This is a genomic window from Xenorhabdus kozodoii (genome assembly GCF_002632875.1).
Taxonomy (GTDB): Bacteria; Pseudomonadota; Gammaproteobacteria; order Enterobacterales; family Enterobacteriaceae; genus Xenorhabdus; species Xenorhabdus kozodoii.
In genome coordinates, this window is sequence record NZ_NJCX01000020.1 from 66,497 (window position 1) to 91,096 (window position 24,600).

Genomic DNA, 24,600 nt, shown 5'->3' on the forward strand with positions numbered 1-24,600 from the left:
TCACTCCAGTCGGGTAAAACTGTTGTAGTGATCAATCGTTAGATAAATAAGGCCATCATTAGAGTAAAGTAATCGGTCACTTCCCCGATGCCCACACCGATAATTCACATCTGCTTCAAACCAGTGACGGCCAGATTTTGTCGGTAATTTATTCTCACGGTTAGAAAATTTATCACCACCAATTGCCCTACTCGGTAACACTTCACATAAATTACCTGCACGAGCGTTCCAACCAAGGCGACGAGCCTGCTTCTTCGTAATGTAATAATCTGGCAATGTGTGATACTGACGAAGGTAGTCTGCAACACGGCGCTGTTCAGTCAGAACATCAATTTGCTTGCTCTGTTCAGTTGTCTCTGTGCGAAATGGCCCAAATCCGTTGGCAAAGGCGATATAGATAACAGCCAGAACCAATAATACCGCCACCAGCATGCTCTTTTTCATGATAACCCCAAGCTATTCACGCTGTTGCCCAAGAAATTATCAGGCGGTTCCACCTACGGTCAGGCTATCCAGTTTCAAGGTCGGTTGCCCAACACCTACTGGCACACTTTGGCCTTCCTTACCGCAAACACCTACACCTTTGTCGAGAGCCAAGTCATTGCCAACCATTGAAATTTGCTGCATGGCTTCAATACCAGAGCCAATTAACGTCGCACCTTTTACCGGCTTGGTGATTTTGCCGTTCTCAATCAAATAGGCTTCAGAGGTTGAAAACACAAATTTACCCGATGTGATATCCACTTGACCACCACCGAAATTCGGTGCATACAACCCACGATCCACACTGGCGATAATTTCTTCCGGCGTGGAATTTCCCGCCAGCATGTAGGTATTGGTCATCCGAGGCATCGGCAAGTGTGCATAGGATTCACGGCGACCGTTACCCGTCACAGCCACGCCCATCAAGCGAGCATTAAGTTTATCCTGCATGTAACCTTTCAAAATGCCATTTTCGATCAGTACGTTGTATTGTCCCGGAACCCCTTCATCATCAATCGCCAATGAACCACGGCGTCCCTCAAGGGTGCCATCATCCACGACGGTACACAGCTCTGAGGCCACTTTTTGCCCAATCTGCCCCGAAAACACAGAAGTACCACGGCGGTTAAAGTCCCCTTCAAGGCCATGCCCTACCGCTTCATGCAGCAGAACGCCTGGCCATCCAGCCCCCAATACCACCGGCATGGTGCCCGCAGGTGCGGCAACCGCTGACAAGTTGACCAGTGCCATGCGAACCGCTTCGCGAGCAAATTGCTCTGCCAGAATCTGGCCGTTTTCAGTACGCAGGAAATATTCGTAACCATAACGAGCGCCACCACCGCTGCCACCACGCTCACGCTTACCCTTTTCTTCCACTAAGACACTGACAGAAAGGCGTACTAATGGGCGGATATCGGCCGCCAATGTCCCGTCTGTCGCCGCGACCAGCACTTGTTCATAAACCCCAGTCAAGCTGGCACTCACTTCCTGTACGCGGTGATCTTCTGCTCGTGCAATATGATCAATGCGATGCAACAAAGCAATTTTGTCTTCCCGACTCATGCTCTGCAAAGGGTCAATCGCCGAATAAAGTGCCTTATGTGTCACAGCACTTAAGGTATGCGAAATGCCATTACCTACTTCCCTTACGATGCTGCGCGCAGCCTGGGCGCTTTGCTGTAACGCATTCAATGTGATCTGATCTGCGTAAGCAAAACCTGTTTTCTCTCCACTGACCGCCCGAACCCCAACACCTTGATCAATATTATAGGAGCCATCTTTGATGATGCGGTCTTCCAATACCCAAGTTTCATGATAGCTGGATTGGAAATAGAGATCGGCATAGTCCAGGCGACGTTCCGCCAATTGACCCAATACAGAAAATAAGTCTTGATGATTCAAATTATTAGCAGCCAGTAAATGTTCACTGACGTAAGTTAAACTCATATTGATTACTCTTTACCTTAATTTGTATTCTTTTTTATCAAAGAAGTCAGTTGTGGACGGAATCGATTGTGTTTCACCAATTTTATCTGCTCACGCATGAGAGCCAAACTATCCTGACGGATATTAAGCGGTAATGCACTGACGGTCAGGGGATTTTTCTTGATAATTTCGCCCCAACCACTCACTGCCATAGTATGTCCCCATGTTCTGCAAGTGCCATGTACACCAACCTGCGCAGACGCCAAAATAATACATTGATTTTCGATGGCACGAGCTTTTAACAATGGCTCCCAATGCGTCTTACCCGTCAAGCGGGTGAAAGCCGCAGGGACCGAAATAAGCTCCGCACCTTGTTCGCGCAATGCCTGAAAAAGTCCGGGAAAACGCAAATCATAACAGATAGACATTCCCAAACGACCAACGGGCGTATCAACAACGGTAATATGTTCCCCAGGCTGATAAATGGCGGATTCATTATAGGCGCCGTGTTCATCGTTGATATCGACATCAAACATGTGGATTTTATCGTAACGGGCTTGAAGCTCTCCTTTGTCATCAAACAACAGGCTACTGTTTGTGATACGAGTGGGATCTTCGCGACTGACCAGTGGCATAGAGCCAATCAACAGCCAAATACCATAATGCTGTGCTATTTTGCTCACTGCCTGTTGTAATGGCCCACTTCCCTGTATTTCTGCATGTGCGCGGTAGGTATCAGCATCATCAGCGAACAACAGCGCATTTTCCGGTGTCAGAACCAGTTTTACGGTATCTGGTAACTGTCTAATTTGCTGCTCAATTTGCGCTAAATTGTGTTTGACACTCGCACCACTGCATAATTGTAAAAGTGCAACATTGACGTTTTTCATGACCCTTTATTCTCCTTAAGCTGACGTAGAACCTCATCAATTTTAGGTTGTTCGAGGCTGCCCGTTAACCGATAGCGAATCACCGATATCTTATTCCACAAGGGCCCCAATACTTTTGTCGCGGCAAAAATTGCCGCGCCAGCCACAGGATTGACTGCAAAGGCCGTCGCAACTCCCACCGTTGTCGAAATTTCTGGCGTAATAACCAGCTCCATATTGATTTGGCGATGAACTAAATCTGTCTGCCCTATGGCATTGATGTCCGCTGCCAATCCATCGATGAGAAAGTTATCGGTGTACATGACGCCATTTTTTATCGTTGCGTCACCACGAATGGAATCGAAATTGAAATCATTACTGAATGTATCACTAAAATCCAATTGTAATTTACGCAACAACGCGTCAAAACTGATGAGCCTTAATAATTGCCCAGCTCTACCCCCCCCCAATTTGGCGATGGCCCCTTTGTTCATGTCTCCAGTCAGCGTACCATTCAGTGTTTTGAGATCTGGCTGCCACGGGACATTTTGCCATTTCAAATTGAAATCAAATTTGAAAGGCGCATCAACAATCGGAACGACGAAGCCCAAATAAGCAGCCATATCATCAAATTTTTGCCCTGATAACTGCCCCTTGATATGGCTATGACTTCCGGTATTGTTTTCATCCCAACGCCCAGATAGTGCCAATTTTCCAGCGCTATTTTCCATTTGCGCATTCGTCAAGACCAGAGAATCCCCTTCCGGTTTAATCGATCCAGATACTTTGCCGAGATTTAATCCGGCAACCCAGCATTCTGCGCATTTGATATCCAATGCCGGCCAACGGTTCAAAGCATAATGGGGCGCAGAAGCCTTGGCTAACCTTAACTTTTTGCCATCAACCGACGGATCGGCCACCCGCAGGGGAGCGTAATAAAGATAATTGATTGACGCTTGTATCGGCCGGTGTTTTTCAATCAAAAGGTTACCATTTATCTCTGCCCCCTTTGCACTCACGGCCATTTCACCGTTTTGTTGAACAACATGGAATGTGAGCTGGTTCCAACGCTGTCCAGCAAGATCCAGTGCAGGCAATGAAATTTCAAATGTGCTTGGCCACAGCAAACCACCTTCTTCCGCGGGTTTCCAACGCAAAAGTTCAAGCAACGCCAGTAATTTTTCCCCCTCAATGGCAGGCAAGTTTAATGCCACCAACGGTTTTTTCGGCAGCGCGGGCAGCCTATCCCCCCCGGTATGTAAAATACCTCGCTGCAATCTGACATGCGTTTTTTCCAATCCCCACTGGGTATTGAACGTATATCGTTCGCCCACGGAGCCGTTGATCTGAAGTTGGTTTATGTCACCTGCGGCCTGGAGATTAATCTTATGCCATTTCCTCAGCGATTCTGTGTCCAGCATGGGCAATTGACTGTTAAAATGTGACAAATCCGCATTAACTGCAACATGATATTTCACGTCACCTTTTGATTCGCCAGACGGTAGCGTAATATTCACATCCCCCTGCCACGTTAGCGTTCCAGATAGCTTGTTCCGAATCTCCGCAGGAAGTGCCGGTAATGCCTGCGCTGCCCAATGTGAATCCAGTTTCACATTCACCTGATAATGTTTTAGCAAGTCTTGGGTGGAAAATTTCAGGGACAACGGATTGCCTAGCCAATGAGCAGATAGGGTTTCGCTTTTTAACTGGCCATTGTCAAAGCGGAATTTGCCATTGAGATGTTTCATCTGGCTATTTAGTGGCTTAATGAACAGGCGCGCATCTTTCAGCGCCACTTCTCCGCTCGCCACAACGTCTCCCTGCTTTAAGGGGATGTCCAGATGGAGCTTGCCATCCACCTTGCCATCAAGCCGCAAATTTTCCAGAGCGCGACCAATCGAGTCTGCCATTGGGCTGTGGTTGAAATAATCATGAATGCTCTTGCCATCCCCAGATAGCGTGGTATCAATAAACAGCTTATGCTTGCCATAATCTGGGATCACAGCCGAAACCTGAGTGGCTTCCACTTTGCCCAAACGCGCTTTCTGTGCCAGCATCTGCAACCCGTTATTCTGGAAATTCAGGTCGATATCTAAATCAAACAGAGCCGGCCAGTCGGGTTGGTATTGGAAGGTTGCATGGCGCACGGGAACCCGTACCTGAAATTGCCCCTTGTTCTGTTTAAACGGGAAATCATGGGGATCACCATGAAAAACCAACGTCGCATTATCGACCTTACCCTTAATCAAGGCGGCGGACAAATAGTCTGTCAGGGACTCCCCCATCAGCAGCCTGGGGAAATAGCGCCAGGCTTCCCCCAGATCATTGACTCGAATTCCGGCTAACATTGCCAAAACGGGTTGTCCCTGGCGGGGTTTTAGGTAACGGAAATTTCCATTCAACCATAGCGATTTGGCCTGCACATCCAGCCCCTGGCTCCATACTTCCATGCCATTTTGGGCATTTTCCCAAGATACCTTTCCTGCGCTGCGGGCAATCTCAAGCGGAGCCTGAAACTTGTTGCCATAATCAATGGTGCTGTTTTTCAATGCAAAATGGAGATCCCCTCCCTGCTTGTTCCCCGCTAACATGCCACTGAATTGGTTGATTGAAGGCAGTTCTTTCCAGCGTAACCAGCTTACCCCCCGCCATTTCAGGCGAATTCCCATCTCAGCGGGCAGCACTGGCGTGATATCGAGGGCAAAACTGTCAATCATCCCCTTTGGCTGTCGATGCTGCCAATCCTTGACGGTATCCGGTGTCACAAAAGAGAGTATCGGCAATATTCCGTTCAGGTATTCAAGCTGGATATTTTCGGCACGAATACGCCAGTGATCATTCCCCTGATATTGCTGTGATTGTGCCATATATAGCGCCGAGAGTTTTCCCGCGGGCCACTGTTGATTGTCCGTTTTCAGACCCGCCAGATTTGGCATTTTAAACAACCACCCTTCACCTTGGCGGCGCATTTGCAAAAGGAGATCACTCACATCAAGCCGATGTGTTTCATCTCCGACGTGCCAGTTGACACCGCCATGTTTAAGTTGCAAACGTCCACTATCAACCCGCCCACGCTTGAGAGTAATCCAACTGGCTAAGCTGAAATGGGCGCTATCCAGCCCTGTGTTATCCTTTAGCCAGCGACTTAACCACAGCCGCATGTCGATATCATCAGCCTGCAAATAAACCGTGCCGTTATCCAAAATCCCATTGCTATCTTTCAGGTCAAGTTTTACCTGAACAACGCCTTCTTGCCCATTAATCGAAGAGAGGCTGACGCTGCCTTGTGCCCGATGGCGGTTATCTCTATTCAGCCATGTTAGCTGCGGCAATCGCAGATCAGCTTTTTCACCAGATGGGGTCAGAAAGGTTAAGCGACTGTCATGCAAATCAAAATGATTAAGTTGTTCGAGAAACAGCGTAGAGAGGCTATCTGGCTTAGAAAGCTTGTTTTCGCCATCCTCACCAAACAGGGCTTGATTGTAATTGACTTGAAGCTGGTAAAAGGACAAATCACGAAAATGCCAGCGCCGTTGTAAAAGTGAGCGCCAGACATCCAAAGAAAGGATGATCTTTTTGGCATGAATATCGGCTTGTTCCGTTTTTGCACTGATATCACGAATTTCCAGACTGGGGCCAAAGGATTCCCACTGGCCTTTTATGTAACCAATATTGACCGGAATACCCGTCACGTCAGCAATTTTTTCGACTAATTGCTGACGATATTCATTGAGATGTGGCAGGAAGAAACGCAACCCGCTGACAAGCAAAGCCACAATGATAATGACTATTGCGGCTGTCGCTAATAATATCCCCGGCAGTCGCTTCACGCATTTCTCCTTGGTTGTCAGCGCTGTTTCTCTGTAAGCGAATTTTTTTACAAACCGTCTCCTACAGACTCGCCGTTACAAATTAGCTCTCACAAACTAACTGATTGTTTTACATCATAATTACGTCAAACTGTTCCTGACTGTAACGCTGTTCTGTCTGTACTTTGACCTGTTTGCCTACAAAAATTTCCACCTCGGCTAAGGCGTGGGATTCATCCCCTTTTAGGGTTTCGCTGACGGCGGGAGAGGCATAAACCAGAAAACGATCAGCATCAATTGCACGATTGACGCGTACAATTTCACGCAAGACTTCATAACAGACGGTTTCGACAGATTTTACCGTGCCACGTCCCTGACACGTTGGACAATTATCACACAAGATATGTTCGATACTTTCCCGTGTACGTTTGCGCGTCATCTCAACCAAACCCAACTGTGAGAAACCATTGAGGGTGGTTTTCACCCTATCTTTACTGAGTGCCTGTTCCAAAGAAGCCAATACCCGGCGCCGGTGTTCTTCATTACCCATGTCGATAAAATCAATGATAATGATCCCACCCAAATTACGCAGCCTTAATTGCCGGGCGATTGCCTGTGCTGCTTCGATATTAGTATTAAAGATAGTCTCTTCTAAATTGCGATGTCCAACAAAAGCGCCGGTATTAATATCAATGGTCGTCATGGCTTCTGTCTGATCAATGATCAGATAGCCACCTGACTTTAATTCCACTTTACGCTCCAGCGCCCGCTGAATTTCATTTTCCACATCAAACAGATCAAATATCGGTTGGTTTCCCTGATAATGTTCCAGTTTTGCGTTCATTTCAGGAATATATTCATCAATAAATTCCTGCAATTGGATAAATGTTTGGCGGGAATCGACCCGAATGCGATCAAGAGAAGCACCCACAAAATCACGTAAGACACGCTGCGCCAGTGCTAATTCACCATATACCTTATATTTGGTGATATTGCGTTTTTTACGTTCAATCACTTTGCTCCACAGGCGCTTCAAAAATGCGGCATCCTGTGCCAGCTCTTCGGCTCCTACACCTTCAGCGGCCGTGCGGATAATAAATCCACCCTCCTCATCACAATACGCCATGACGATGCTTTTTAGGCGCTCACGTTCTTCCTCGCTCTCTATGCGCTGTGAAACGCCAACATGCGATGCCCCCGGCATAAACACCAAATAACGTGACGGTAAGGTGATATCCGTTGTCAAACGGGCACCTTTGGTTCCCAGGGGATCTTTCACGACCTGAACAAGTAAATCCTGTCCCTGACGTACCAATTCAGCAATGTCCCTGACATGGAAATTTTTTCGTTCTTCGCCGGCAATACACTCCGTATGGGGCACAATATCCGAAGCATGCAAAAAAGCCGCTTTTTCCAGCCCAATATCCACAAAAGCCGCCTGCATACCGGGTAAAACCCGGCTCACACGCCCCTTGTAAATGTTGCCGACAATGCCCCTTTTCGCTTCCCGTTCGATATGAATTTCTTGCAATATACCGCCATCAATATAAGCAACCCGCGTTTCGGATGGTGTTACATTAACCAATAACTCTGCTGTCATGAATAGTCCTTCCCATCAGCTAACGCTAAAAACCGTGTGATTAATTCATACGTTTCCACCAGTGGCAAGCCGACAACAGCGTGGTAACTGCCATTAATTTTTCTGACAAAACAACCGCCTTTACCTTGAATGCCATAAGCGCCGGCTTTATCCATTGGCTCTCCAGTTGCAATATATTCCCGTATTTCCTGTTGGGACAACTGGCGGAACATCACATCTGTCACGATTATTTCACTCAAGGTATGCTGACTGCTCGATAAAGCAACAGCCGTCATCACTTGATGGCACTGGCCTGACAAAGCATTAAGCATTTCCGCCGCGTGTTGCGGATTTCGCGGCTTTTCTAAGATACGGTTATTCAGTACAACAAGGGTATCCGCGCCCAGAACGGGATAGTCTTGTGGCGCAATGGCTACGCCAGCCTGTGCTTTCTCTCTGGCCAATCGGGTAACATATTGCTGGGGTGACTCCCCTTCACGCCATTTTTCTTCGACCTGGGGTGCCAGGATTGCAAAGTTAAAATCCAATAATCCCACCAGCTCACGTCGTCTTGGTGAGCCAGAAGCTAAGTAAATGGTTTTCATGGTGAATAATCCTTAGAAGTCGTTCCCAACCCGCTATTTTTTGTTATATACCTTCATACAGGAACCTACTTTAACGAACTGAAAATTGACGACGGATTTTCCGCATTAATAAGAATAGCCAAGGCCAGAGAATACCATTGACCAGCCCATTCCAGAACACTTCTGGATGGAAGATAACCTTTAGTAGCAAAGCATGGGCCAGAAATACGCAGAGGTTCATCAATGTTGAAAGCCCAACGACAACCAGGGCTTGCTGCCACAGCGCCATGTTGCGGATAAGCTGGAATTTGAAAGCTACCAGAAAACTGATAATGCTAAATGCCAGGGCATGTGCCCCCAGGATACTGCCATGCAACAGATCCGTGATAATTCCCAATACAAAGCCAGTACCTACACTGACACGATGGGGAAGCGCAAGCAACCAATAAACTAAACACAGCATCAATAAATCGGGCCGAAACATGAAAAACTGCTCCGGCCACGGCATAATCTGTAACACGATGGCAATCAGGAAAGATAACCAAATGACCCAACGTCCTTGGCTACGGTATTGACTCATTGACGATTTCCTGTAGCGGGTGATGTCGGTTTTTCTGCTGATTTCGGTGCCAGCAACTGCGGTGGCTCATTTGATGGATTTGGCAACACTTGTGGTAGCATCTGTATCAAACGTTCATTGGCAGCCCGGTATACTTCTGAAGGTGGCAATGGTTCAGAGGGATCATTATCACCCCCCCACAATAGTAGTAAGTAGCGCAAGCGCCGCAATTCGGCCAATGGACGGGCACGAATGACCGCATGGGCCCGCTGGTTATCAATCTTAACAGAAGAGACGACAGCCACAGGGTAACCTTCAGGAAAACGCCCCCCCAATCCCGATGTTACCAATACATCACCGACACGAATGTCAGTATCGCTTGGCAACGGTTCTAACAGGAGATCGTCCGTACACCCAGCTCCACCGGCAATGACACGCGTGTCATTACGCAATACCTGTACAGGAATGGCATGGGAAGGATCGCAAATCAACAAAATCCGGCTACTCAACTGACTCACGGAAGTCACTTGCCCTACCACGCCGCGATCACTGATAACCGGCTGCCCTTCATACACGCCATCTTTAGCCCCTTTATCAATGACAATTTGATCGCGATAGGGGTCCATACCCCCAGAAATTACCTGCGATACCATCATGTGTTCATCATGACGCAGTGGCGACCCCAGCAACTCACGTAAACGGGAATTTTCTTGTTTCAGTTGCCCCAACAACAGCAATTTACTGTCTTGTAAGCGCAATTCATTGCGCAAGGTTCTGTTTTCCAGTTCAAGATGATTGCGGCTAGCAAAAGATTTTGAGATGCCATCCAAAAATTGGCGTGGCCCGTTGGCAAGAAAGTAAAAAGGACTCACAGCCGTATCCATATAGCTACGGACTTTATTGAAAACACCAAGGCGGCTGTCTACCACAACCAAAATAATGGCGATAATGATAGCAAAAAAGAGTCGCAGTTGCAGAGAAGGCCCTCTGCTGAAAATTGGCTTCATAAACGGCGTATTATCAGGCTGTGTTGTCTCATAAATGATAAAACTCCGGAACAATCAGCAAGGAGGCTCCAATAAAACATCACCACCTCCCAGCTCGCAGAGTCACTTTCAGTCTTCGCTGAACAGATCGCCACCGTGCATGTCGATCATCTCCAGTGCCTTGCCACCACCACGGGCAACACAGGTCAGGGGATCTTCAGCAACAATGACAGGAATACCCGTTTCTTCCATCAGTAAACGATCAAGATTGCGCAGCAACGCCCCACCACCGGTCAGAACCATACCTCGTTCAGAGATATCGGAAGCCAATTCTGGTGGACACTGTTCCAATGCGACCATCACAGCACTCACAATACCGGTTAGCGGTTCTTGCAGGGCTTCAAGAATTTCATTGGAATTCAGGGTGAAACTGCGAGGCACACCTTCCGCAAGGTTACGACCACGCACTTCAATTTCACGGACTTCATCCGTTGGATAGGCTGAGCCAATGCCATGCTTGATGCGCTCTGCCGTTGCTTCCCCAATCAGGGAGCCATAATTGCGACGAACGTAATTGATAATGGCTTCATCAAAACGGTCACCACCAATACGTACAGAAGAGGAATAAACCACCCCATTAAGGGAAATAACCGCAACTTCAGTGGTGCCACCACCAATATCCACCACCATTGAACCGGTTGCTTCGGAAACAGGCAAACCCGCACCAATCGCCGCTGCCATTGGTTCTTCGATTAAAAAGACTTCCCGCGCCCCTGCACTTTGGGCAGATTCACGGATGGCACGACGCTCAACCTGGGTCGCCCCAACAGGCACACAAACCAACACGCGCGGGCTAGGGCGCATAAAGCTGTTATTGTGAACCTGCTTGATAAAATGCTGTAACATTTTTTCGGTAACATAAAAATCAGCAATAACCCCATCCTTCATGGGACGGATAGCGGCGATATTACCCGGAGTACGCCCCAGCATCTGTTTTGCTTCCAGCCCTACTGCTGCAACGCTTTTGGGTGAACCGGCTCTGTCCTGGCGAATAGCAACGACAGAAGGTTGATCCAATACTATTCCTTGGCCTTTGACATAAATAAGGGTATTGGCAGTACCCAAGTCAATGGACAAATCGTTGGAAAACATGCCACGAAATTTCTTTAACATAACGAAAGGATAATCCTGCAAGCTGGGGACGGAGATTGTCCGTCTACTCTACCAACCACATGAAGCAGCGACAAGGCGCATAATTAACTACTTTTACTACTTCAATAAAAGTGGCTACGTTATTCACATCAGAATTACGATATTCTACGTTACTTTTCCCTAACGGAGCAGAAAAAAACTGCATAAAAATGGGTTAATTTCACCAATCATTTCATTACAGCCCCCAAAATCATCTAATACGCCAAAAAAACAACATTATAGTGCATATTGGCATGCGGCAACCCAGAGAGCTTCCCAATCTTTGTGGCTATGTGATACTGATAAATTCGTTTTCAACAGCCATAAACCAAGAAAGTCCCAAGACGAAATAGTTCATTAATTAATAAAAACAATAGATGAATTTGGTGAGATATCACAACATTGTTGCCTGCCTATTTCAGCGCCTCAGATTTTATCTATATTGTAGTGACATAAAATGGTCGTGACGCAAAATTGTGGTAATCCCCGAATCGTGGTAATGCTAAACAGGTAATCATGTCAGATAGATATCTATACCCTATGGATTTCACGATGCAGCGCGGCGGCAAGGGAATGAACCCCCAGAAGCATAGATAACTCTGTGACTGGGATGAATGAGCACAGCCAACAAAGCGGCAACTTGAAAAACGACGGGTATATCAAGAGAGGATGATCATGAAAGCTTTATTACTGGAACAACACGAAACATTGTCAGCATCTATTCAAGATATTGATGCGTCTCAGTTGCCATCGGGTAATGTCGTCGTTGATATCCATTGGTCGACACTCAATTACAAAGATGCCCTTGCGATTACGGGCAAGGGGAAAATTATCCGCCAATTTCCGATGGTGCCAGGGATCGATTTTTCCGGTGTTGTCCATCATAGCGAAGATCCCCGCTTTCACGTCGGGCAAGCTGTTTTGCTGACTGGCTGGGGCGTAGGAGAAACGCACTGGGGTGGCCTGGCAGCACAAGCGCGAGTCTCTGGTGAATGGCTGACACCCTTGCCGCACGCACTCAGTACCCGACAGGCGATGATCATCGGCACGGCGGGTTTCACAGCCATGTTATGTGTGATGGCGTTGGAACAAGGGGGCGTAACACCTGAAAGCGGAGAAATTGCCGTGACGGGAGCCAGTGGTGGTGTTGGCAGCACGGCAATCACCTTACTGTCACAACTCGGTTATTCCGTCACAGCGATTAGCAGTAAACCCGACAGCCATCATTACCTGCTCGCACTGGGAGCCAAGACGGTTTTACCTGCCAGTGACTTCAATCAACCATCACGTCCACTGGAAAAACAACGTTGGGCGGGTGTGATAGATACCGTTGGCGGCACGATATTAGCCACCTTGCTGGCACAGGTACGTTACAACGGTACTGTCGCCGCCTGTGGTATGGCGAGTGACAGCCAACTCCCCACCAGCGTCATGCCATTTATTCTCCGCAATATTCGTTTACAGGGGGTGGAATCCGTCACTGTCCCTGCCTCGAAACGCCCTGCCATTTGGCAGCGTTTGCAAGCACTGCTACCCGCTTCCTTCTACCAGCAAGCCGCCAATGAAATTACCTTAGAACAGGCGATCGAACACGCCAATAAATTGATTAACAACCAAATTACGGGCAGGACAGTGGTAAAAGTATGCTGATAAGACCAGTATTTAGCTGCTAAATGCCACGATATGTTTATAATGTCGGGCTTTATCGTCAAATTTACAATTCTGGATAGCAGAAAGAGATGACAAACCGTTGACATCGAGTTATCTTGGTCGATTGTTGACAGATTGCCGGAGATACCCGCACAATGGCAGACAAGTTTCGCATTTTACTCTTGAATGGTCCCAACCTGAACCTGTTGGGAACACGGGAGCCTGAGACCTACGGCACGTTAACGCTTGATGACATCGTTAACACACTGTCAAAAGAAGCTCAACAATCGGGGATTGAATTATCCCATCTGCAATCCAACGCAGAATCTGAACTGATTGAGAGAATTCATTCAGCGCGGGGCAACACGGATTTTATTTTAATCAACCCTGCGGCATACACGCATACCAGCGTGGCATTGCGCGACGCACTGCTGGCAGTGGCGATCCCATTTATTGAGATCCACCTTTCCAACGTGCATGCCCGCGAGCCATTCCGCCATCACTCATATCTTTCCGATGTTGCAGTCGGCGTCATCTGCGGATTGGGGGCGGATGGTTACAGTTTCGCATTACAGGCAGCGGTCAACCGCTTGTCAACATCCAACTAATAGACTTAAAAGTACGGAACCACACTCATGGATATTCGTAAGATAAAAAAATTGATCGAGCTGGTTGAAGAATCTGGCATTTCTGAACTGGAAATTTCTGAAGGTGAAGAGTCAGTACGCATCAGCCGGACAGCGACAGTGGCGGCAATGCCGATGACTCAGCAATATATTTCTGCACCAGCCCAACACCCCGTGCAGGCGGCTGCACCCGTAGCGCCAGCCGCGGCTGACAAACCGGCTGAAATTAGCGGTCATACCGTTCGCTCCCCAATGGTTGGTACGTTCTACCGTTCACCAAGCCCAGATGCGAAACCTTTCATTGAAGTCGGCCAGCATGTCAACCAAGGCGAATCTTTGTGCATCGTTGAAGCCATGAAAATGATGAACCAAATCGAAGCGGATAAGACTGGCGTAGTGAAAGCGATTTTGGTTCAGGACGGTCAACCAGTTGAATTCGACGAGCCACTGGTCGTCATCGAATAACGAGGCGCACCCCATGCTTGAAAAAATTGTCATTGCTAACCGCGGTGAAATTGCACTGCGTATCCTGAGGGCCTGTAAGGAACTTGGGATCAAAACCGTTGCTGTGCACTCTGTGGCAGACCGTGACCTGAAGCACGTCCTGCTGGCAGATGAAACCGTCTGCATCGGTCCTGCGGCCTCAGCAAAAAGTTACCTGAATATTCCTGCCATTATTTCTGCGGCGGAAATCACTTGTGCGCAGGCAATCCATCCCGGTTATGGTTTCCTGTCTGAAAATGCCGACTTTGCCGAGCAGGTTGAACGTTCTGGCTTTACTTTCATTGGCCCGAAAGCGGACACCATCCGTTTGATGGGGGATAAAGTTTCGGCTATCAGCGCGATGAAAAAAGCGGGCGTACCTTGCGTTCCTGGCTCCGATGGTCCATTGGGTGACGATACCGAGAAAAACAAAACGATTGCAAACCGCATCGGCTATCCGGTGATTATCAAAGCATCGGGTGGTGGCGGCGGCCGGGGTATGCGAGTTGTACGCAGCGACAAAGACCTGGAACAATCCATCGCCATGACGCGCGCAGAAGCCAAGGCGGCGTTCAACAACGACATGGTATACATGGAGAAATTCCTTGAAAACCCACGTCACGTTGAAATTCAGGTTCTGGCTGATGGTCAAGGTCGTGCACTCTATCTGGCTGAACGTGACTGCTCCATGCAGCGCCGCCACCAGAAAGTCGTGGAAGAAGCGCCAGCACCCGGCATCTCTCCAGAACTGCGCCGTAGCATCGGTGAACGCTGTGCCAAAGCCTGTACTGAAATCGGCTATCGCGGAGCGGGGACATTTGAGTTCCTGTACGAAAACGGTGAATTCTACTTTATTGAGATGAATACCCGTATTCAGGTTGAGCATCCTGTGACTGAAATGATCACCGGCGTTGACCTGATTAAAGAGCAGTTACGTATCGCTTCGGGTTTGCCGCTGTCTATCAAACAAGAAGACATCGAAATCAAAGGCCATGCGATCGAATGCCGTATCAATGCAGAAGATCCAAAAACCTTCCTGCCAAGTCCGGGCAAGATCACCCAGTTCCACTCGCCGGGTGGGTTTGGTGTGCGTTGGGAATCCCATATCTATGCGGGATATACCGTACCGCCTTACTATGATTCCATGATCGGTAAGTTGATCACTTACGGCGAAACCCGTGACGTGGCCATTGCGCGTATGAAGAACGCACTGGCGGAGTTGATCATTGATGGCATCAAAACCAATATCGATCTGCAACTGGCGATCATGAGTGACGAAAACTTCCAGAAAGGTGGAACCAATATCCACTATCTGGAGAAGAAACTGGGCATGAATGATAAATAGACGCTTGTTTAGCGTCTGTTGCTTTGCATGTTGAGATGAAATCCCATCTGTTTCCGATGGGATTTTTACTGATGAAAAACAAAATAGTGACAAAGCCCAATAAAATATTATTTTGCTAAAAATCGAGACAGCATTCTGATTTTATTTTAATTTCCACGGCACATTTTCTCCTGAATAAATCTACGCATTACCGTACAATTCCCCCCATATTGTTTCATATCAGTTACCCGGAGAACGGATGGACGGACGATTTGTTCAATCCCATAAAGAAGCACGCTGGGCGATATTCCTGACGTTGGCTTATCTTGTTGGTTGGCTACTATGTGCTTACTTACCCAATGATGCCATCGGCATAACGGGGTTGCCTCGCTGGTTTGAGCTGGCTTGCCTGTTGTTACCCGCCTTATTCATCATCCTCTGCGCCTTGATGGTGAAGTTGATATTCAAAGACATTCCGCTGGAGGATAGTGATGCAAAGTGAAGTCATTCTGCCTCTCACGGGATATTTGGCATTAGTTTTTATGCTATCGATCTATGCTTATCGCCGTCGAAAAACCGGTGAATTCCTGAATGAGTATTTTCTTGGCAACCGCTCAATGGGGGGTTTTGTACTGGCAATGACCATTACAGCAACCTATATCAGTGCCAGCTCATTTATTGGTGGCCCTGGTGCCGCTTATAAGTATGGTATCGGTTGGGTGTTGTTATCACTCATCCAACTCCCTGCGATATGGCTCTCACTGAGCGTACTGGGGAAAAAATTTGCTATCCTCGCCCGCCGTTACAATGCGGTCACTCTCAATGACATGCTATATGCACGCTACCAAAGCCGCTTTCTGGTCTGGATTGCCAGTCTAAGCCTGCTGGTCGCCTTTATCGGAGCCATGACAGTACAATTCATTGGTGGCGCCCGTTTGCTGGAGACCGCCGCAGGTATCCCCTACGATACGGGATTACTGATTTTTGGCATTTCAATCGCGCTCTATACCGCATTTGGTGGTTTTAGGGCCAGCGTCCTCAACGATGCTTTGCAAGGGCTGGTGATGTTGCTGGGGACGGCGTTATTACTGGCAGGCGTTATCTACAAAGCCGGTGGATTGTCAGCCGCAATGACGACACTGCGCACGATTGACCCTAATCTGGTTTCCCCTTATGGCGCCGATCATATCCTTACTGGGCCATTTATGGCATCTTTCTGGGTACTGGTCTGCTTTGGTGTCGTTGGGTTGCCACACACCGCAGTACGCTGTATCTCCTATAAAGACAGTAAGGCGGTTCATCGCGGCATTGTGCTTGGCACGATCGTAATGGCGCTCCTGATGTTCGGTATGCACCTTGCCGGTGCCCTTGGCCGAGCCATCATTCCTGATCTGACGATCCCCGATCAGGTGATCCCAACCTTAATGATCACCGTCCTGCCCCCTGTGGCTGCCGGCATTTTTCTGGCTGCACCCACGGCGGCGATTATGTCCACCATTAATGCCCAACTGCTGCAATCTTCGGCCACTATCGTCAAGGATCTCTATTTAAATCTGTTTCCACACCAGATAAGCCAGGAGAAAAAACTGGCACGCCTCTCCAGCTACTCCACCCTATTCTTAGGCGCATTACTGCTACTGGCAGCATGGCGCCCGCCAGAGATGATTATCTGGCTGAACCTGCTGGCATTTGGTGGACTGCAAGCCGTTTTCCTTTGGCCGCTGGTTCTGGGCTTATATTGGGAAAAAGCCAATGCCCACGGAGCAATCAGCTCAATGCTGACAGGGGCGGCAAGCTATACTTTGCTGGCAACGTTTAACATCCAGCTCCTGGGTTTCCATCCTATCGTGCCATCGCTATTACTGAGCCTATTGGCATTTTGGCTAGGAACGATGCTGGGCAATAAATATGCACCACAACCCGCTGTTCCCCAATAATGACAGCGGGATTTGCTCCACATGATGACATTTTGCACACTAACGTGATTCACCAAACGAGTATTTTTTATGCCTTGGATACAATTAAGATTAAACACCACGGGACAACAAGCGGAAGCCTTGGGCGATGAGCTGATGGAAAGCGGCGCAGTATCCGTCACCTTTCAGGATAGCCACGATACCCCCATTTTTGAGCCTCTGCCGGGTGAAACCCGTTTATGGGGCGATACCGATGTGATCGGCCTGTATGACGCTGAAATGGATATGAAAGCGGTTATCCGCCAATTAGAACAACTTCCACAACTGGGCGAAGGCTTTATCCACAAGATTGAACAACTGGAAGATAAAGATTGGGAGCGGGAATGGATGGATAATTTCCATCCTATGCGTTTCGGTAACCTCCTGTGGATTTGCCCTAGCTGGCGCGAAGTGCCGGAGCCAGACGCCGTCAATGTCATGCTTGACCCTGGCCTGGCCTTCGGCACGGGGACTCACCCAACCACATCCCTTTGCCTGCAATGGTTGGATGGCCTTGATCTAACCGATAAAACTGTGATCGATTTCGGTTGTGGTTCAGGCATATTGGCTATCGCCGCCCTGAAACTGGGCGCAAAACACGCCATCGGCATTGATATCGACCCACAGGCCATTCAAGCCAGCCGGGATAACGCCGAACGCAACGGCGTATCGGATCAATTAACCCTTTACCTGTCTAAAGATCAACCTAAAGACCTCGAATGCGATATCGTGATTGCCAATATCCTGGCTGGCCCACTGCGTGAACTCGCCCCTGTCATCGGCTCACTGCCTAAATCCGGTGGATTATTGGGCTTATCGGGTGTTCTGGCGAGCCAGGCTGAAGGGGTTGTCCAGGCCTATGACAATGAATTCATTATTGATCCGATAGCGGAAAAAGAAGAATGGTGCCGCATCACAGGGATTAAAAAATAATCACTTAACATCTATTGAAAAGCGAGATTATCCACTAAAATGATCATCCAGGAGGTGAATTGGTGGTAATCCGCTCTCTTTGTGATTAGAAATGTCAGTAATAATAAATTTCTTAAATAACATCTAACTATATGTTATTTAACGATAATTAACCAAATTTAAAAAAATCAACTGGAAAAAATCCGTTATAAATAGCGATTCGCTCAAAGTTTGGCCTTTCATATCTTGTGAAAAATGCGTAATATACGCGCCCTTAGTCACAGTTGACCACTCTTTCTTCGTTTATGCGTATCGGACAATACCAGTTGAAAAACTGTCTTATTGCCGCCCCCATGGCAGGCATAACAGATCGCCCGTTTCGATCTCTTTGCTACCAGATGGGTGCAGGAATGACAGTCTCAGAAATGCTTTCTTCCAATCCCCAGGTTTGGAAGACGGATAAATCCCGGCTGCGTATGGTTCATAGCGACGAACCCGGCGTGCGTTCTGTACAAATTGCCGGTAGTGATCCCGACGAAATGGCGGCAGCGGCGAAAATTAACGTCGCCAATGGTGCCCAGATCATCGATATCAATATGGGGTGTCCAGCCAAGAAGGTGAATCGTAAGCTGGCAGGCTCTGCGTTACTGCGTTATCCAGAACAGGTTGAAAAAATCCTTTCTGCGGTAGTCAATGCAGTTGATGTCCCTGTCACTTTGAAGATCCGCACAGGATGGTCACCGGAAGAACGTAACTGTGTAGAAATTGCCCAATTGGCCGAGCGTTGTGGTATTCAGGCTCTTACGATACATGGCAGGACACGAACTTGCCTGTTTAATGGTGAAGCCGAGTACGACAATATTCGGACAGTTAAGCAGACTGTTGCCATTCCAATTATTGCTAATGGCGACATTACTGACCCGCTAAAAGCCAGAGCAGTGCTTGAATACACTGGGGCTGATGCCCTAATGATAGGCCGCGCTGCTCAGGGAAGACCCTGGATCTTTCGGGAAATCCAGCATTATCTGGAAACAGGAGAGTTGCTGCCACCGATGCCTCTTGGCGAAGTGCAGCGCTTAATGAGCGAGCACGTACGAGAACTGCATGACTTTTACGGTCAAGGCAAAGGAGTTCGTATCGCACGCAAGCATGTCTCTTGGTATCTCAAGGAACATGCTCCTGATGACCAGTTTCGGCGCACATTCAACGCCATAGAGGATGCCAGCGAACAGCTGGAGGCGTTGAAGGCATACTTCGAAAATTTTTGCGTAAATAAAGAAAAGAGCTGACAGAACTATGTTCGAACAACGCGTAAATTCTGATGTACTAACCGTTGCTACTGTAAATTCACAAGATCAGGTAACTCAAAAACCTTTGCGTGATTCAGTTAAACAAGCATTGAAGAACTATTTTGCTCAACTGAACGGTCAAGACGTTAATGACCTGTATGAGCTGGTACTGGCTGAAGTAGAACAGCCACTGTTAGACATGGTGATGCAATACACCCGCGGCAACCAGACTCGCGCAGCACTGATGATGGGCATCAACCGTGGTACTCTGCGTAAGAAACTGAAAAAATACGGCATGAACTGATCCTAGTCTAGTCACATGTTGTTCAAGAAGCACTTTCCCGTTTGGGGAAGTGCTTTTTTTATATATGTTTATATAAATGTCTATACATCGTTTACTGAACAAATCTACAAACAAGGCATAAGATGAGCACAAGGTGAAAGGAAGATCAGGCTAAGGGGATGTAGTAAGGCCTGTACACTAAACATCCTGAGCTAATAACTGACGACGAATTTTGTCGAAAGTAAGTAGGTTGGTACGTTTAACGTTCTGAGCTATAGAGGTCGCAACGTATTTCGTCGGAGCCTCTTAAGCGATAGAACTGACAGCCAACTGATAGCCCTGCCAGTGAGAAGATATCCCGTTACGGCTCTCTTCCCGAAGACATTTAATAGAGATTTGACTATTTTTATGACTTATTGCGAGCCTTACGCTCAATGAGTTGACCGTTGATATCAAAACAGCGACTCGGCCAGATTTCTGAGGGATGTACATTGAGATAATTAGCGATAATCCATTCGCCTTTCGGCCAAGGACGCGACAACGTATTCGCTAGTGTCGATGAGCTGAGTCCCGCTTCACGAGAAACAGCCGCTAAGGTTGTACCACGTTTACGTAATGCTGCGATAATGTCGGCTTGATGCCAGCCTTTTTTAACATTGAACATTCCTGCTACCCCTTCCATTAATTGAAAAAATTGATGGTGGCGATTCAAGCAAGGTCATCACAACTGGGAGCTACCTTCCAGCGAGGCCGAAGCCTCCCTTACCTGAACCGCCATTGAAAGGGCGATAGCAGACACACTGGTAGAAACTTCCTACCAGTGGATAGCTCTTTACAAGGGTGATGATCCTTGACCAGTGGATTTTGCCAATGGCGGGGCTACTTTAACTGATTGGTTTATCGGACTCAATAAGCGAACCAGTATAAACACTTAACTTTTTGCGTTATATGCTATTAAACAGCTCATGCAAGCTGACACTCTTGCTACTCTGGATTCAAGAAAATATGACAGTCGCACAGTACCAGAAGCAGACTTTGGATAGCGCCCAAGACTATGCCACCAAAACAGTGTCGTTAAGTCGGTTTAAAAAAGTTAGGAGCATTGAAATCAAACACAAAAACAGCGATGCTGAGTAATTAAAGTGTATAGAGCCATTGGTAGTGGTTCAACTAAGCGCCTTTCGAAATGATTAGTAACCTAAGGATTTTTCATGGATAAATCGATATTGGTATTTGGGACCATTTTTGCAGCTTTTATGGCTGGCATATTTTCTCTATTCGCCCTTATTAACAATAAAGAGCAAAAAGTTTCAGAATTTAGACAAGCATGGATAGATGGACTCAGAGGAGATATATCGGGATTGATTGCATCTATTTTCTACATTTCATACTACCACTCGACTCAACATGCAAATAACCCACCAAACCCCAAGGATATTGAAAGCTCACATAAACGATATGTAGAGGCGTGTACCTCCCTATTGCTAAGAATTAATGCACAAGATCCGGATTTAAAAATCAGAGATATAAATCAAACTTTTCTTGATTCTCTGAATAATATACAAAACGCGTTCAATGCATATAACTACTCAGGTGCTGCAAATCTCACCAAGGATCTTATCGATAGCTCAAAGCCATTACTCAAAGCCGAATGGGAGCGAGTAAAGGCTGGTGAGAAAACATATAAACGAACAAAAGTGTTTGCTTGGGTGCTTTCAATATCAGGGCTTGCTCTTGCATCGGTTTTTTTGTTTGCAAATTACAAAGTAGTCGGTGAGATAAGCATTCAACAGCTAAAGTTTAATTCAATGCCACAGACTACGGTCGTTGAATTACAGTAGATGTTATTCTTAGGGTGTGAATGTATATATCTCGCTAATAGCTGATTATCATATTTAGTCGCGCTTTTCAGCAGAATACCTGCTAGATAAAGTAGCGGCTAATCCCAAAAAGTGTGTAATATCTAACTTTCTGATCATTTGATTTCATTGACTCCTATACTGTAAAGGTATTAAAAAAATCAATACGCTAACTAAATTCCGTCAAAACTATCCAGCCGTTGCTTTTGTTCATCATTGAGGCTAAATGCAAACTCTTCATGCTCGGCTTGCCATGTGCCAAAACTCATCAGAAACGCAATCGCAGAATCGATTTTATTCGCCGATTTCTTCTTGTTCGGTTTGACAGGGAACAACTTAATACTGACTTCTTCCATTTTCGGAGTGGTTGTCTCGCCGCGTGACTTACCTTCTTCCCCGTGTGCCACTGCTGCGCCACCAACCGAAACAAGCTGCTTATACTCGTTGCTGCGTGTGGTCTTGATGGTACAGATTTGGCGCATGACTGACTCACAGGTAAGTTGCTGCATGATCTGCTTATTCAGTTCGGGGATAACGGTATAGCCGCCCTCTGACGGAACGCCCGTGGATAAGGTGCGGGTTTCTCCGGTCAGAATATAATGGCGGAATTCATCATTGCTGAGGTTATCGCGGGTTGGTTGGGTTTTACCTGCCTGACTACGCTCATCATCGGCAAGGGTTTCATAACGGGCAATTTCCGCATTCAGGGAATCGGACTGGCTGCGCAGTTCGTCAAACTGTTTGGCTTCATCATTGGTTAGTGAGCGTTTTTCATCTCCAGCTTTAGTGAGAAGGGAACGCATTTGATTTGTTAGGATAGATTTTTGCTGGCGTAATTCGAGTAGTTTTTTCATTGTGTTTTTAATCAATTTATTTTCAATAAAAGATATTTAACAACATAAAAAATAATAAAAAAGCCCTCATAAGATGAGGGCGAAACATATGAAAGCATGAATACAAAAAAATTACATTATTTTACTTAATGCGTTTCATCATATTCTTTAATGAGTTGTTTTATTTTACTATAACTAAAATAGTTTGGAATTCCCGAGCTAAAAAAAGCCAAAAATAATATAAATATTATAAAGTAAGAAAAGAAAAATAAAGATAATTTAACACCACCATCCACAGCACCTAAATAAGCAACTATAGACAGTGATCCTAATGCTCCTACAAATAAAAGCAATATTATTTGGAATACTGTTACTATCCATACCCTGACTAAATTAGACAGACTGATTTTCTCCACTAGTCTTGAATCCTTCACAGGAAATAAAGAATAAGATCTCTTATATAATTCCATAGGGATGTTTTTATTTTTATGAAAGAGAATTAACTTTGCCCAAATATTTTGGGCATCAACGCTAAGATTACATTTTAAATAAAAGGAGTTTATAATCCTAATTTCTTCATTTTTTGCCAATGCCCTTATATCTTCTGATATTCTCTCGTTATTTGATATCCTTCGAAGAGACTTTATTTTTCTGAACAAATTTTTCTCTGGATTGAAAAGAACAAATACCTTATACAGTAAGGTTGTATGTACATTTACAATGGTAAAAACAAAAAGTAAAAACATGAAAATGAATAATAAAAACCCTATCCATCCATGATTAATTATTAGCTCCTCACTTTTAACTAAATCCATAATCAACCCTTATTATTAATTTATGAGTTATTCTTAATATTTTAATACCTGACCAACTTTAGATAACATCCCCCTCACAATGCTGCCATGAGTAAGAGATACAGGTATCATATACACTTTCCCAAAAAAATTATGCGTTATCACAGATGCGGTCACAGTAGCTATACAACCGCCTTTATGATTATCATCAGAGAAAATATTCAGAGATATCAGCACCATCAAATGTATGTCCTTAGACAATAGACATATTTCATCATCACTGATACGTACAATCTTAAAAAAATCGATATAGCTTCCAGCGTGAAGTTCTTTATTTAAATTCTCATCTGAGAATCCATGAATTTTTTCTACACCAGCAAGACTTGATATTTTATCTCTTATTGCAAAAGACAGGCGTAACCATAATGGTGTTTTTTGTGTCATTTGATTATAAACATCAAGGGCAGTCATTTTGTTTTCAATAAAAACTTTCTGCTGACTATAATAACCTAGATTATCTTTTTTATCTAAAAGCAAAACACCGAATTTATCACGATAGTACATGTTTCACCATAATATTATTTACTAAAAAATAGTTTCCATAGCACTAATCAATATTACTAATTAGGTATGTCATATGATCTGAGCAGCCATCAGTTTGTATCTTTATTATACTTCTATATCCCTATATCATCATTCATATATAACTACATAGATTTTCACGGGATAACGGGATATATAGATATTTTTGTATTTATTTCAAATGGTTATCCTACCCCATTTTATCCCACTTATCCCGTAGCACAGAAATACTATTTTTAACTCTTTAATATTCAATTAATTATAGCCTATCAAAAAAATCTTTTTCGGGATAACTAAATTATCAGAATACAACATTATCTATCTTCACATCACATTACGGGATGAAATGGGATAATACGGGATAATTCAAAAAAACATAACTTACTGATTATAGATAATTAAATGTTTTTTATCCCGTTACCCCGTCAAGGCGGGAGCGTGAAATTTTTGTTAAAAAAATTCGGATTTGACGGATAAGAAAAAATAGCATTTTATACCCCTTTTTATCGGGAAGTGTTCTCATGA

22 protein-coding genes and 1 pseudogene are annotated in these 24,600 nt (G+C 45.9%); 10 read left to right on the top strand and 13 right to left on the bottom strand.

Annotated elements, in window-relative coordinates; genetic code table 11:
- From Xkoz_RS13915 to mreB, 9 genes are all read right to left on the bottom strand, one after another.
- On the bottom strand, positions 1 to 444 hold the full coding sequence (locus Xkoz_RS13915; RefSeq protein WP_099142730.1) for a ribonuclease domain-containing protein: 444 nt from the start codon (positions 442 to 444) through the stop codon (positions 1 to 3).
- Positions 445 to 483: 39 nt separating this feature from the next.
- Positions 484 to 1,929: a metalloprotease TldD gene (gene tldD / locus Xkoz_RS13920; protein ID WP_099142731.1), complete on the bottom strand. Its 1,446-nt coding sequence runs from the start codon at positions 1,927 to 1,929 to the stop codon at positions 484 to 486.
- Between the two features lie 17 nt (positions 1,930 to 1,946).
- Positions 1,947 to 2,798, bottom strand: a complete 852-nt coding sequence (gene nit1 / locus Xkoz_RS13925) for a deaminated glutathione amidase (protein WP_099142732.1) — start codon at positions 2,796 to 2,798, stop codon at positions 1,947 to 1,949.
- Positions 2,795 to 6,607, bottom strand: coding sequence for an AsmA2 domain-containing protein YhdP (gene yhdP / locus Xkoz_RS13930; protein WP_099142733.1), 3,813 nt, complete (start codon positions 6,605 to 6,607; stop codon positions 2,795 to 2,797). Before yhdP ends, nit1 begins: the two co-directional genes overlap by 4 nt.
- Before the next feature lie 109 nt (positions 6,608 to 6,716).
- Positions 6,717 to 8,186: a ribonuclease G gene (rng, locus tag Xkoz_RS13935; protein ID WP_099142734.1), complete on the bottom strand. Its 1,470-nt coding sequence runs from the start codon at positions 8,184 to 8,186 to the stop codon at positions 6,717 to 6,719.
- The gene (locus tag Xkoz_RS13940) at positions 8,183 to 8,770 is read right to left on the bottom strand and encodes a Maf family protein (RefSeq protein WP_099142735.1); all 588 of its coding nucleotides are present in this window, start codon (positions 8,768 to 8,770) and stop codon (positions 8,183 to 8,185) included. The genes rng and Xkoz_RS13940 overlap by 4 nt, the downstream gene beginning before the upstream one ends.
- Positions 8,771 to 8,840: 70 nt before the next feature.
- Positions 8,841 to 9,329: a rod shape-determining protein MreD gene (gene mreD / locus Xkoz_RS13945; RefSeq protein ID WP_099142736.1), complete on the bottom strand. Its 489-nt coding sequence runs from the start codon at positions 9,327 to 9,329 to the stop codon at positions 8,841 to 8,843.
- Positions 9,326 to 10,315, bottom strand: a complete 990-nt coding sequence (mreC, locus tag Xkoz_RS13950; protein ID WP_099142758.1) for a rod shape-determining protein MreC — start codon at positions 10,313 to 10,315, stop codon at positions 9,326 to 9,328. Before mreC ends, mreD begins: the two co-directional genes overlap by 4 nt.
- A gap of 108 nt (positions 10,316 to 10,423) precedes the next feature.
- On the bottom strand, positions 10,424 to 11,467 hold the full coding sequence (mreB, locus tag Xkoz_RS13955) for a rod shape-determining protein MreB (protein ID WP_099142737.1): 1,044 nt from the start codon (positions 11,465 to 11,467) through the stop codon (positions 10,424 to 10,426).
- Between the two features lie 693 nt (positions 11,468 to 12,160).
- Here mreB and acuI point away from each other — a divergent pair.
- The 9 genes from acuI (at position 12,161) to fis (ending at position 20,028) form a co-directional block, all read left to right on the top strand.
- Positions 12,161 to 13,135 carry an acrylyl-CoA reductase (NADPH) gene (gene acuI / locus Xkoz_RS13960; protein ID WP_099142738.1) on the top strand — a complete coding sequence of 325 codons (975 nt, stop codon included), beginning with the start codon at positions 12,161 to 12,163 and terminating at the stop codon, positions 13,133 to 13,135.
- A 155-nt stretch (positions 13,136 to 13,290) separates the two neighbouring features.
- Positions 13,291 to 13,743, top strand: a complete 453-nt coding sequence (gene aroQ / locus Xkoz_RS13965) for a type II 3-dehydroquinate dehydratase (RefSeq protein WP_099142739.1) — start codon at positions 13,291 to 13,293, stop codon at positions 13,741 to 13,743.
- 27 nt (positions 13,744 to 13,770) lie between these two features.
- Positions 13,771 to 14,226 carry an acetyl-CoA carboxylase biotin carboxyl carrier protein gene (accB, locus tag Xkoz_RS13970; protein WP_099142740.1) on the top strand — a complete coding sequence of 152 codons (456 nt, stop codon included), beginning with the start codon at positions 13,771 to 13,773 and terminating at the stop codon, positions 14,224 to 14,226.
- Between the two features lie 13 nt (positions 14,227 to 14,239).
- Positions 14,240 to 15,589 (top strand): acetyl-CoA carboxylase biotin carboxylase subunit, encoded by a 1,350-nt coding sequence (accC, locus tag Xkoz_RS13975; RefSeq protein ID WP_099142741.1) that lies wholly within the window; start codon positions 14,240 to 14,242, stop codon positions 15,587 to 15,589.
- Positions 15,590 to 15,827: 238 nt separating this feature from the next.
- A complete protein-coding gene (locus Xkoz_RS13980) occupies positions 15,828 to 16,070 on the top strand; it encodes a YhdT family protein (RefSeq protein WP_099142742.1) in 243 nt (80 codons plus the stop codon).
- Positions 16,060 to 17,505 carry a sodium/pantothenate symporter gene (panF, locus tag Xkoz_RS13985; protein WP_099142743.1) on the top strand — a complete coding sequence of 482 codons (1,446 nt, stop codon included), beginning with the start codon at positions 16,060 to 16,062 and terminating at the stop codon, positions 17,503 to 17,505. The genes Xkoz_RS13980 and panF overlap by 11 nt, the downstream gene beginning before the upstream one ends.
- Before the next feature lie 69 nt (positions 17,506 to 17,574).
- Positions 17,575 to 18,456, top strand: coding sequence for a 50S ribosomal protein L11 methyltransferase (gene prmA, locus Xkoz_RS13990; RefSeq protein ID WP_099142744.1), 882 nt, complete (start codon positions 17,575 to 17,577; stop codon positions 18,454 to 18,456).
- 284 nt (positions 18,457 to 18,740) lie between these two features.
- Positions 18,741 to 19,724 (top strand): tRNA dihydrouridine synthase DusB, encoded by a 984-nt coding sequence (gene dusB, locus Xkoz_RS13995; protein WP_099142745.1) that lies wholly within the window; start codon positions 18,741 to 18,743, stop codon positions 19,722 to 19,724.
- 7 nt (positions 19,725 to 19,731) lie between these two features.
- Entirely contained in the window at positions 19,732 to 20,028 is a 297-nt protein-coding gene (fis, locus tag Xkoz_RS14000) for a DNA-binding transcriptional regulator Fis (protein ID WP_010847912.1), read from the top strand.
- Between the two features lie 385 nt (positions 20,029 to 20,413).
- Here fis and Xkoz_RS14005 read toward each other — a convergent pair whose 3' ends face one another.
- Positions 20,414 to 20,671, bottom strand: a complete 258-nt coding sequence (locus Xkoz_RS14005) for a helix-turn-helix domain-containing protein (RefSeq protein WP_099142746.1) — start codon at positions 20,669 to 20,671, stop codon at positions 20,414 to 20,416.
- 547 nt (positions 20,672 to 21,218) lie between these two features.
- Here Xkoz_RS14005 and Xkoz_RS14010 point away from each other — a divergent pair.
- Positions 21,219 to 21,848, top strand: a complete 630-nt coding sequence (locus Xkoz_RS14010; protein ID WP_099142747.1) for a hypothetical protein — start codon at positions 21,219 to 21,221, stop codon at positions 21,846 to 21,848.
- 340 nt (positions 21,849 to 22,188) lie between these two features.
- On the opposite strand, the pseudogene Xkoz_RS14015 reads toward Xkoz_RS14010, so the two are convergent.
- The 3 genes and pseudogenes from Xkoz_RS14015 to Xkoz_RS14025 all read right to left on the bottom strand — a co-directional run.
- Positions 22,189 to 22,720: pseudogene (locus tag Xkoz_RS14015) on the bottom strand (phage major capsid protein); the annotation flags it as partial.
- A gap of 125 nt (positions 22,721 to 22,845) precedes the next feature.
- Complete coding sequence (locus Xkoz_RS14020) at positions 22,846 to 23,514, bottom strand: hypothetical protein (protein WP_099142748.1); 669 nt, start codon at positions 23,512 to 23,514, stop codon at positions 22,846 to 22,848.
- Between the two features lie 33 nt (positions 23,515 to 23,547).
- A complete protein-coding gene (locus Xkoz_RS14025; protein WP_099142749.1) occupies positions 23,548 to 24,057 on the bottom strand; it encodes a DUF2867 domain-containing protein in 510 nt (169 codons plus the stop codon).
- Between the last annotated feature and the right edge of the window lie 543 nt (positions 24,058 to 24,600).

Excerpts from the sequence above, each read along its gene's own strand:
- Xkoz_RS13915 (WP_099142730.1), bottom strand. The coding sequence starts at position 444 with ATGAAAAAGAGCATGCTGGTGGCGGTATTATTGGTTCTGGCTGTTATC.
- tldD (WP_099142731.1), bottom strand. The coding sequence starts at position 1,929 with ATGAGTTTAACTTACGTCAGTGAACATTTACTGGCTGCTAATAATTTG.
- nit1 (WP_099142732.1), bottom strand. The coding sequence starts at position 2,798 with ATGAAAAACGTCAATGTTGCACTTTTACAATTATGCAGTGGTGCGAGT.
- rng (WP_099142734.1), bottom strand. The coding sequence starts at position 8,186 with ATGACAGCAGAGTTATTGGTTAATGTAACACCATCCGAAACGCGGGTT.
- Xkoz_RS13940 (WP_099142735.1), bottom strand. The coding sequence starts at position 8,770 with ATGAAAACCATTTACTTAGCTTCTGGCTCACCAAGACGACGTGAGCTG.
- mreD (WP_099142736.1), bottom strand. The coding sequence starts at position 9,329 with ATGAGTCAATACCGTAGCCAAGGACGTTGGGTCATTTGGTTATCTTTC.
- mreC (WP_099142758.1), bottom strand. The coding sequence starts at position 10,315 with ATGAAGCCAATTTTCAGCAGAGGGCCTTCTCTGCAACTGCGACTCTTT.
- mreB (WP_099142737.1), bottom strand. The coding sequence starts at position 11,467 with ATGTTAAAGAAATTTCGTGGCATGTTTTCCAACGATTTGTCCATTGAC.
- acuI (WP_099142738.1), top strand. The coding sequence starts at position 12,161 with ATGAAAGCTTTATTACTGGAACAACACGAAACATTGTCAGCATCTATT.
- aroQ (WP_099142739.1), top strand. The coding sequence starts at position 13,291 with ATGGCAGACAAGTTTCGCATTTTACTCTTGAATGGTCCCAACCTGAAC.
- accB (WP_099142740.1), top strand. The coding sequence starts at position 13,771 with ATGGATATTCGTAAGATAAAAAAATTGATCGAGCTGGTTGAAGAATCT.
- accC (WP_099142741.1), top strand. The coding sequence starts at position 14,240 with ATGCTTGAAAAAATTGTCATTGCTAACCGCGGTGAAATTGCACTGCGT.
- Xkoz_RS13980 (WP_099142742.1), top strand. The coding sequence starts at position 15,828 with ATGGACGGACGATTTGTTCAATCCCATAAAGAAGCACGCTGGGCGATA.
- panF (WP_099142743.1), top strand. The coding sequence starts at position 16,060 with ATGCAAAGTGAAGTCATTCTGCCTCTCACGGGATATTTGGCATTAGTT.
- prmA (WP_099142744.1), top strand. The coding sequence starts at position 17,575 with ATGCCTTGGATACAATTAAGATTAAACACCACGGGACAACAAGCGGAA.
- dusB (WP_099142745.1), top strand. The coding sequence starts at position 18,741 with ATGCGTATCGGACAATACCAGTTGAAAAACTGTCTTATTGCCGCCCCC.
- fis (WP_010847912.1), top strand. The coding sequence starts at position 19,732 with ATGTTCGAACAACGCGTAAATTCTGATGTACTAACCGTTGCTACTGTA.
- Xkoz_RS14005 (WP_099142746.1), bottom strand. The coding sequence starts at position 20,671 with ATGTTCAATGTTAAAAAAGGCTGGCATCAAGCCGACATTATCGCAGCA.
- Xkoz_RS14010 (WP_099142747.1), top strand. The coding sequence starts at position 21,219 with ATGGATAAATCGATATTGGTATTTGGGACCATTTTTGCAGCTTTTATG.
- Xkoz_RS14020 (WP_099142748.1), bottom strand. The coding sequence starts at position 23,514 with ATGGATTTAGTTAAAAGTGAGGAGCTAATAATTAATCATGGATGGATA.
- Xkoz_RS14025 (WP_099142749.1), bottom strand. The coding sequence starts at position 24,057 with ATGTACTATCGTGATAAATTCGGTGTTTTGCTTTTAGATAAAAAAGAT.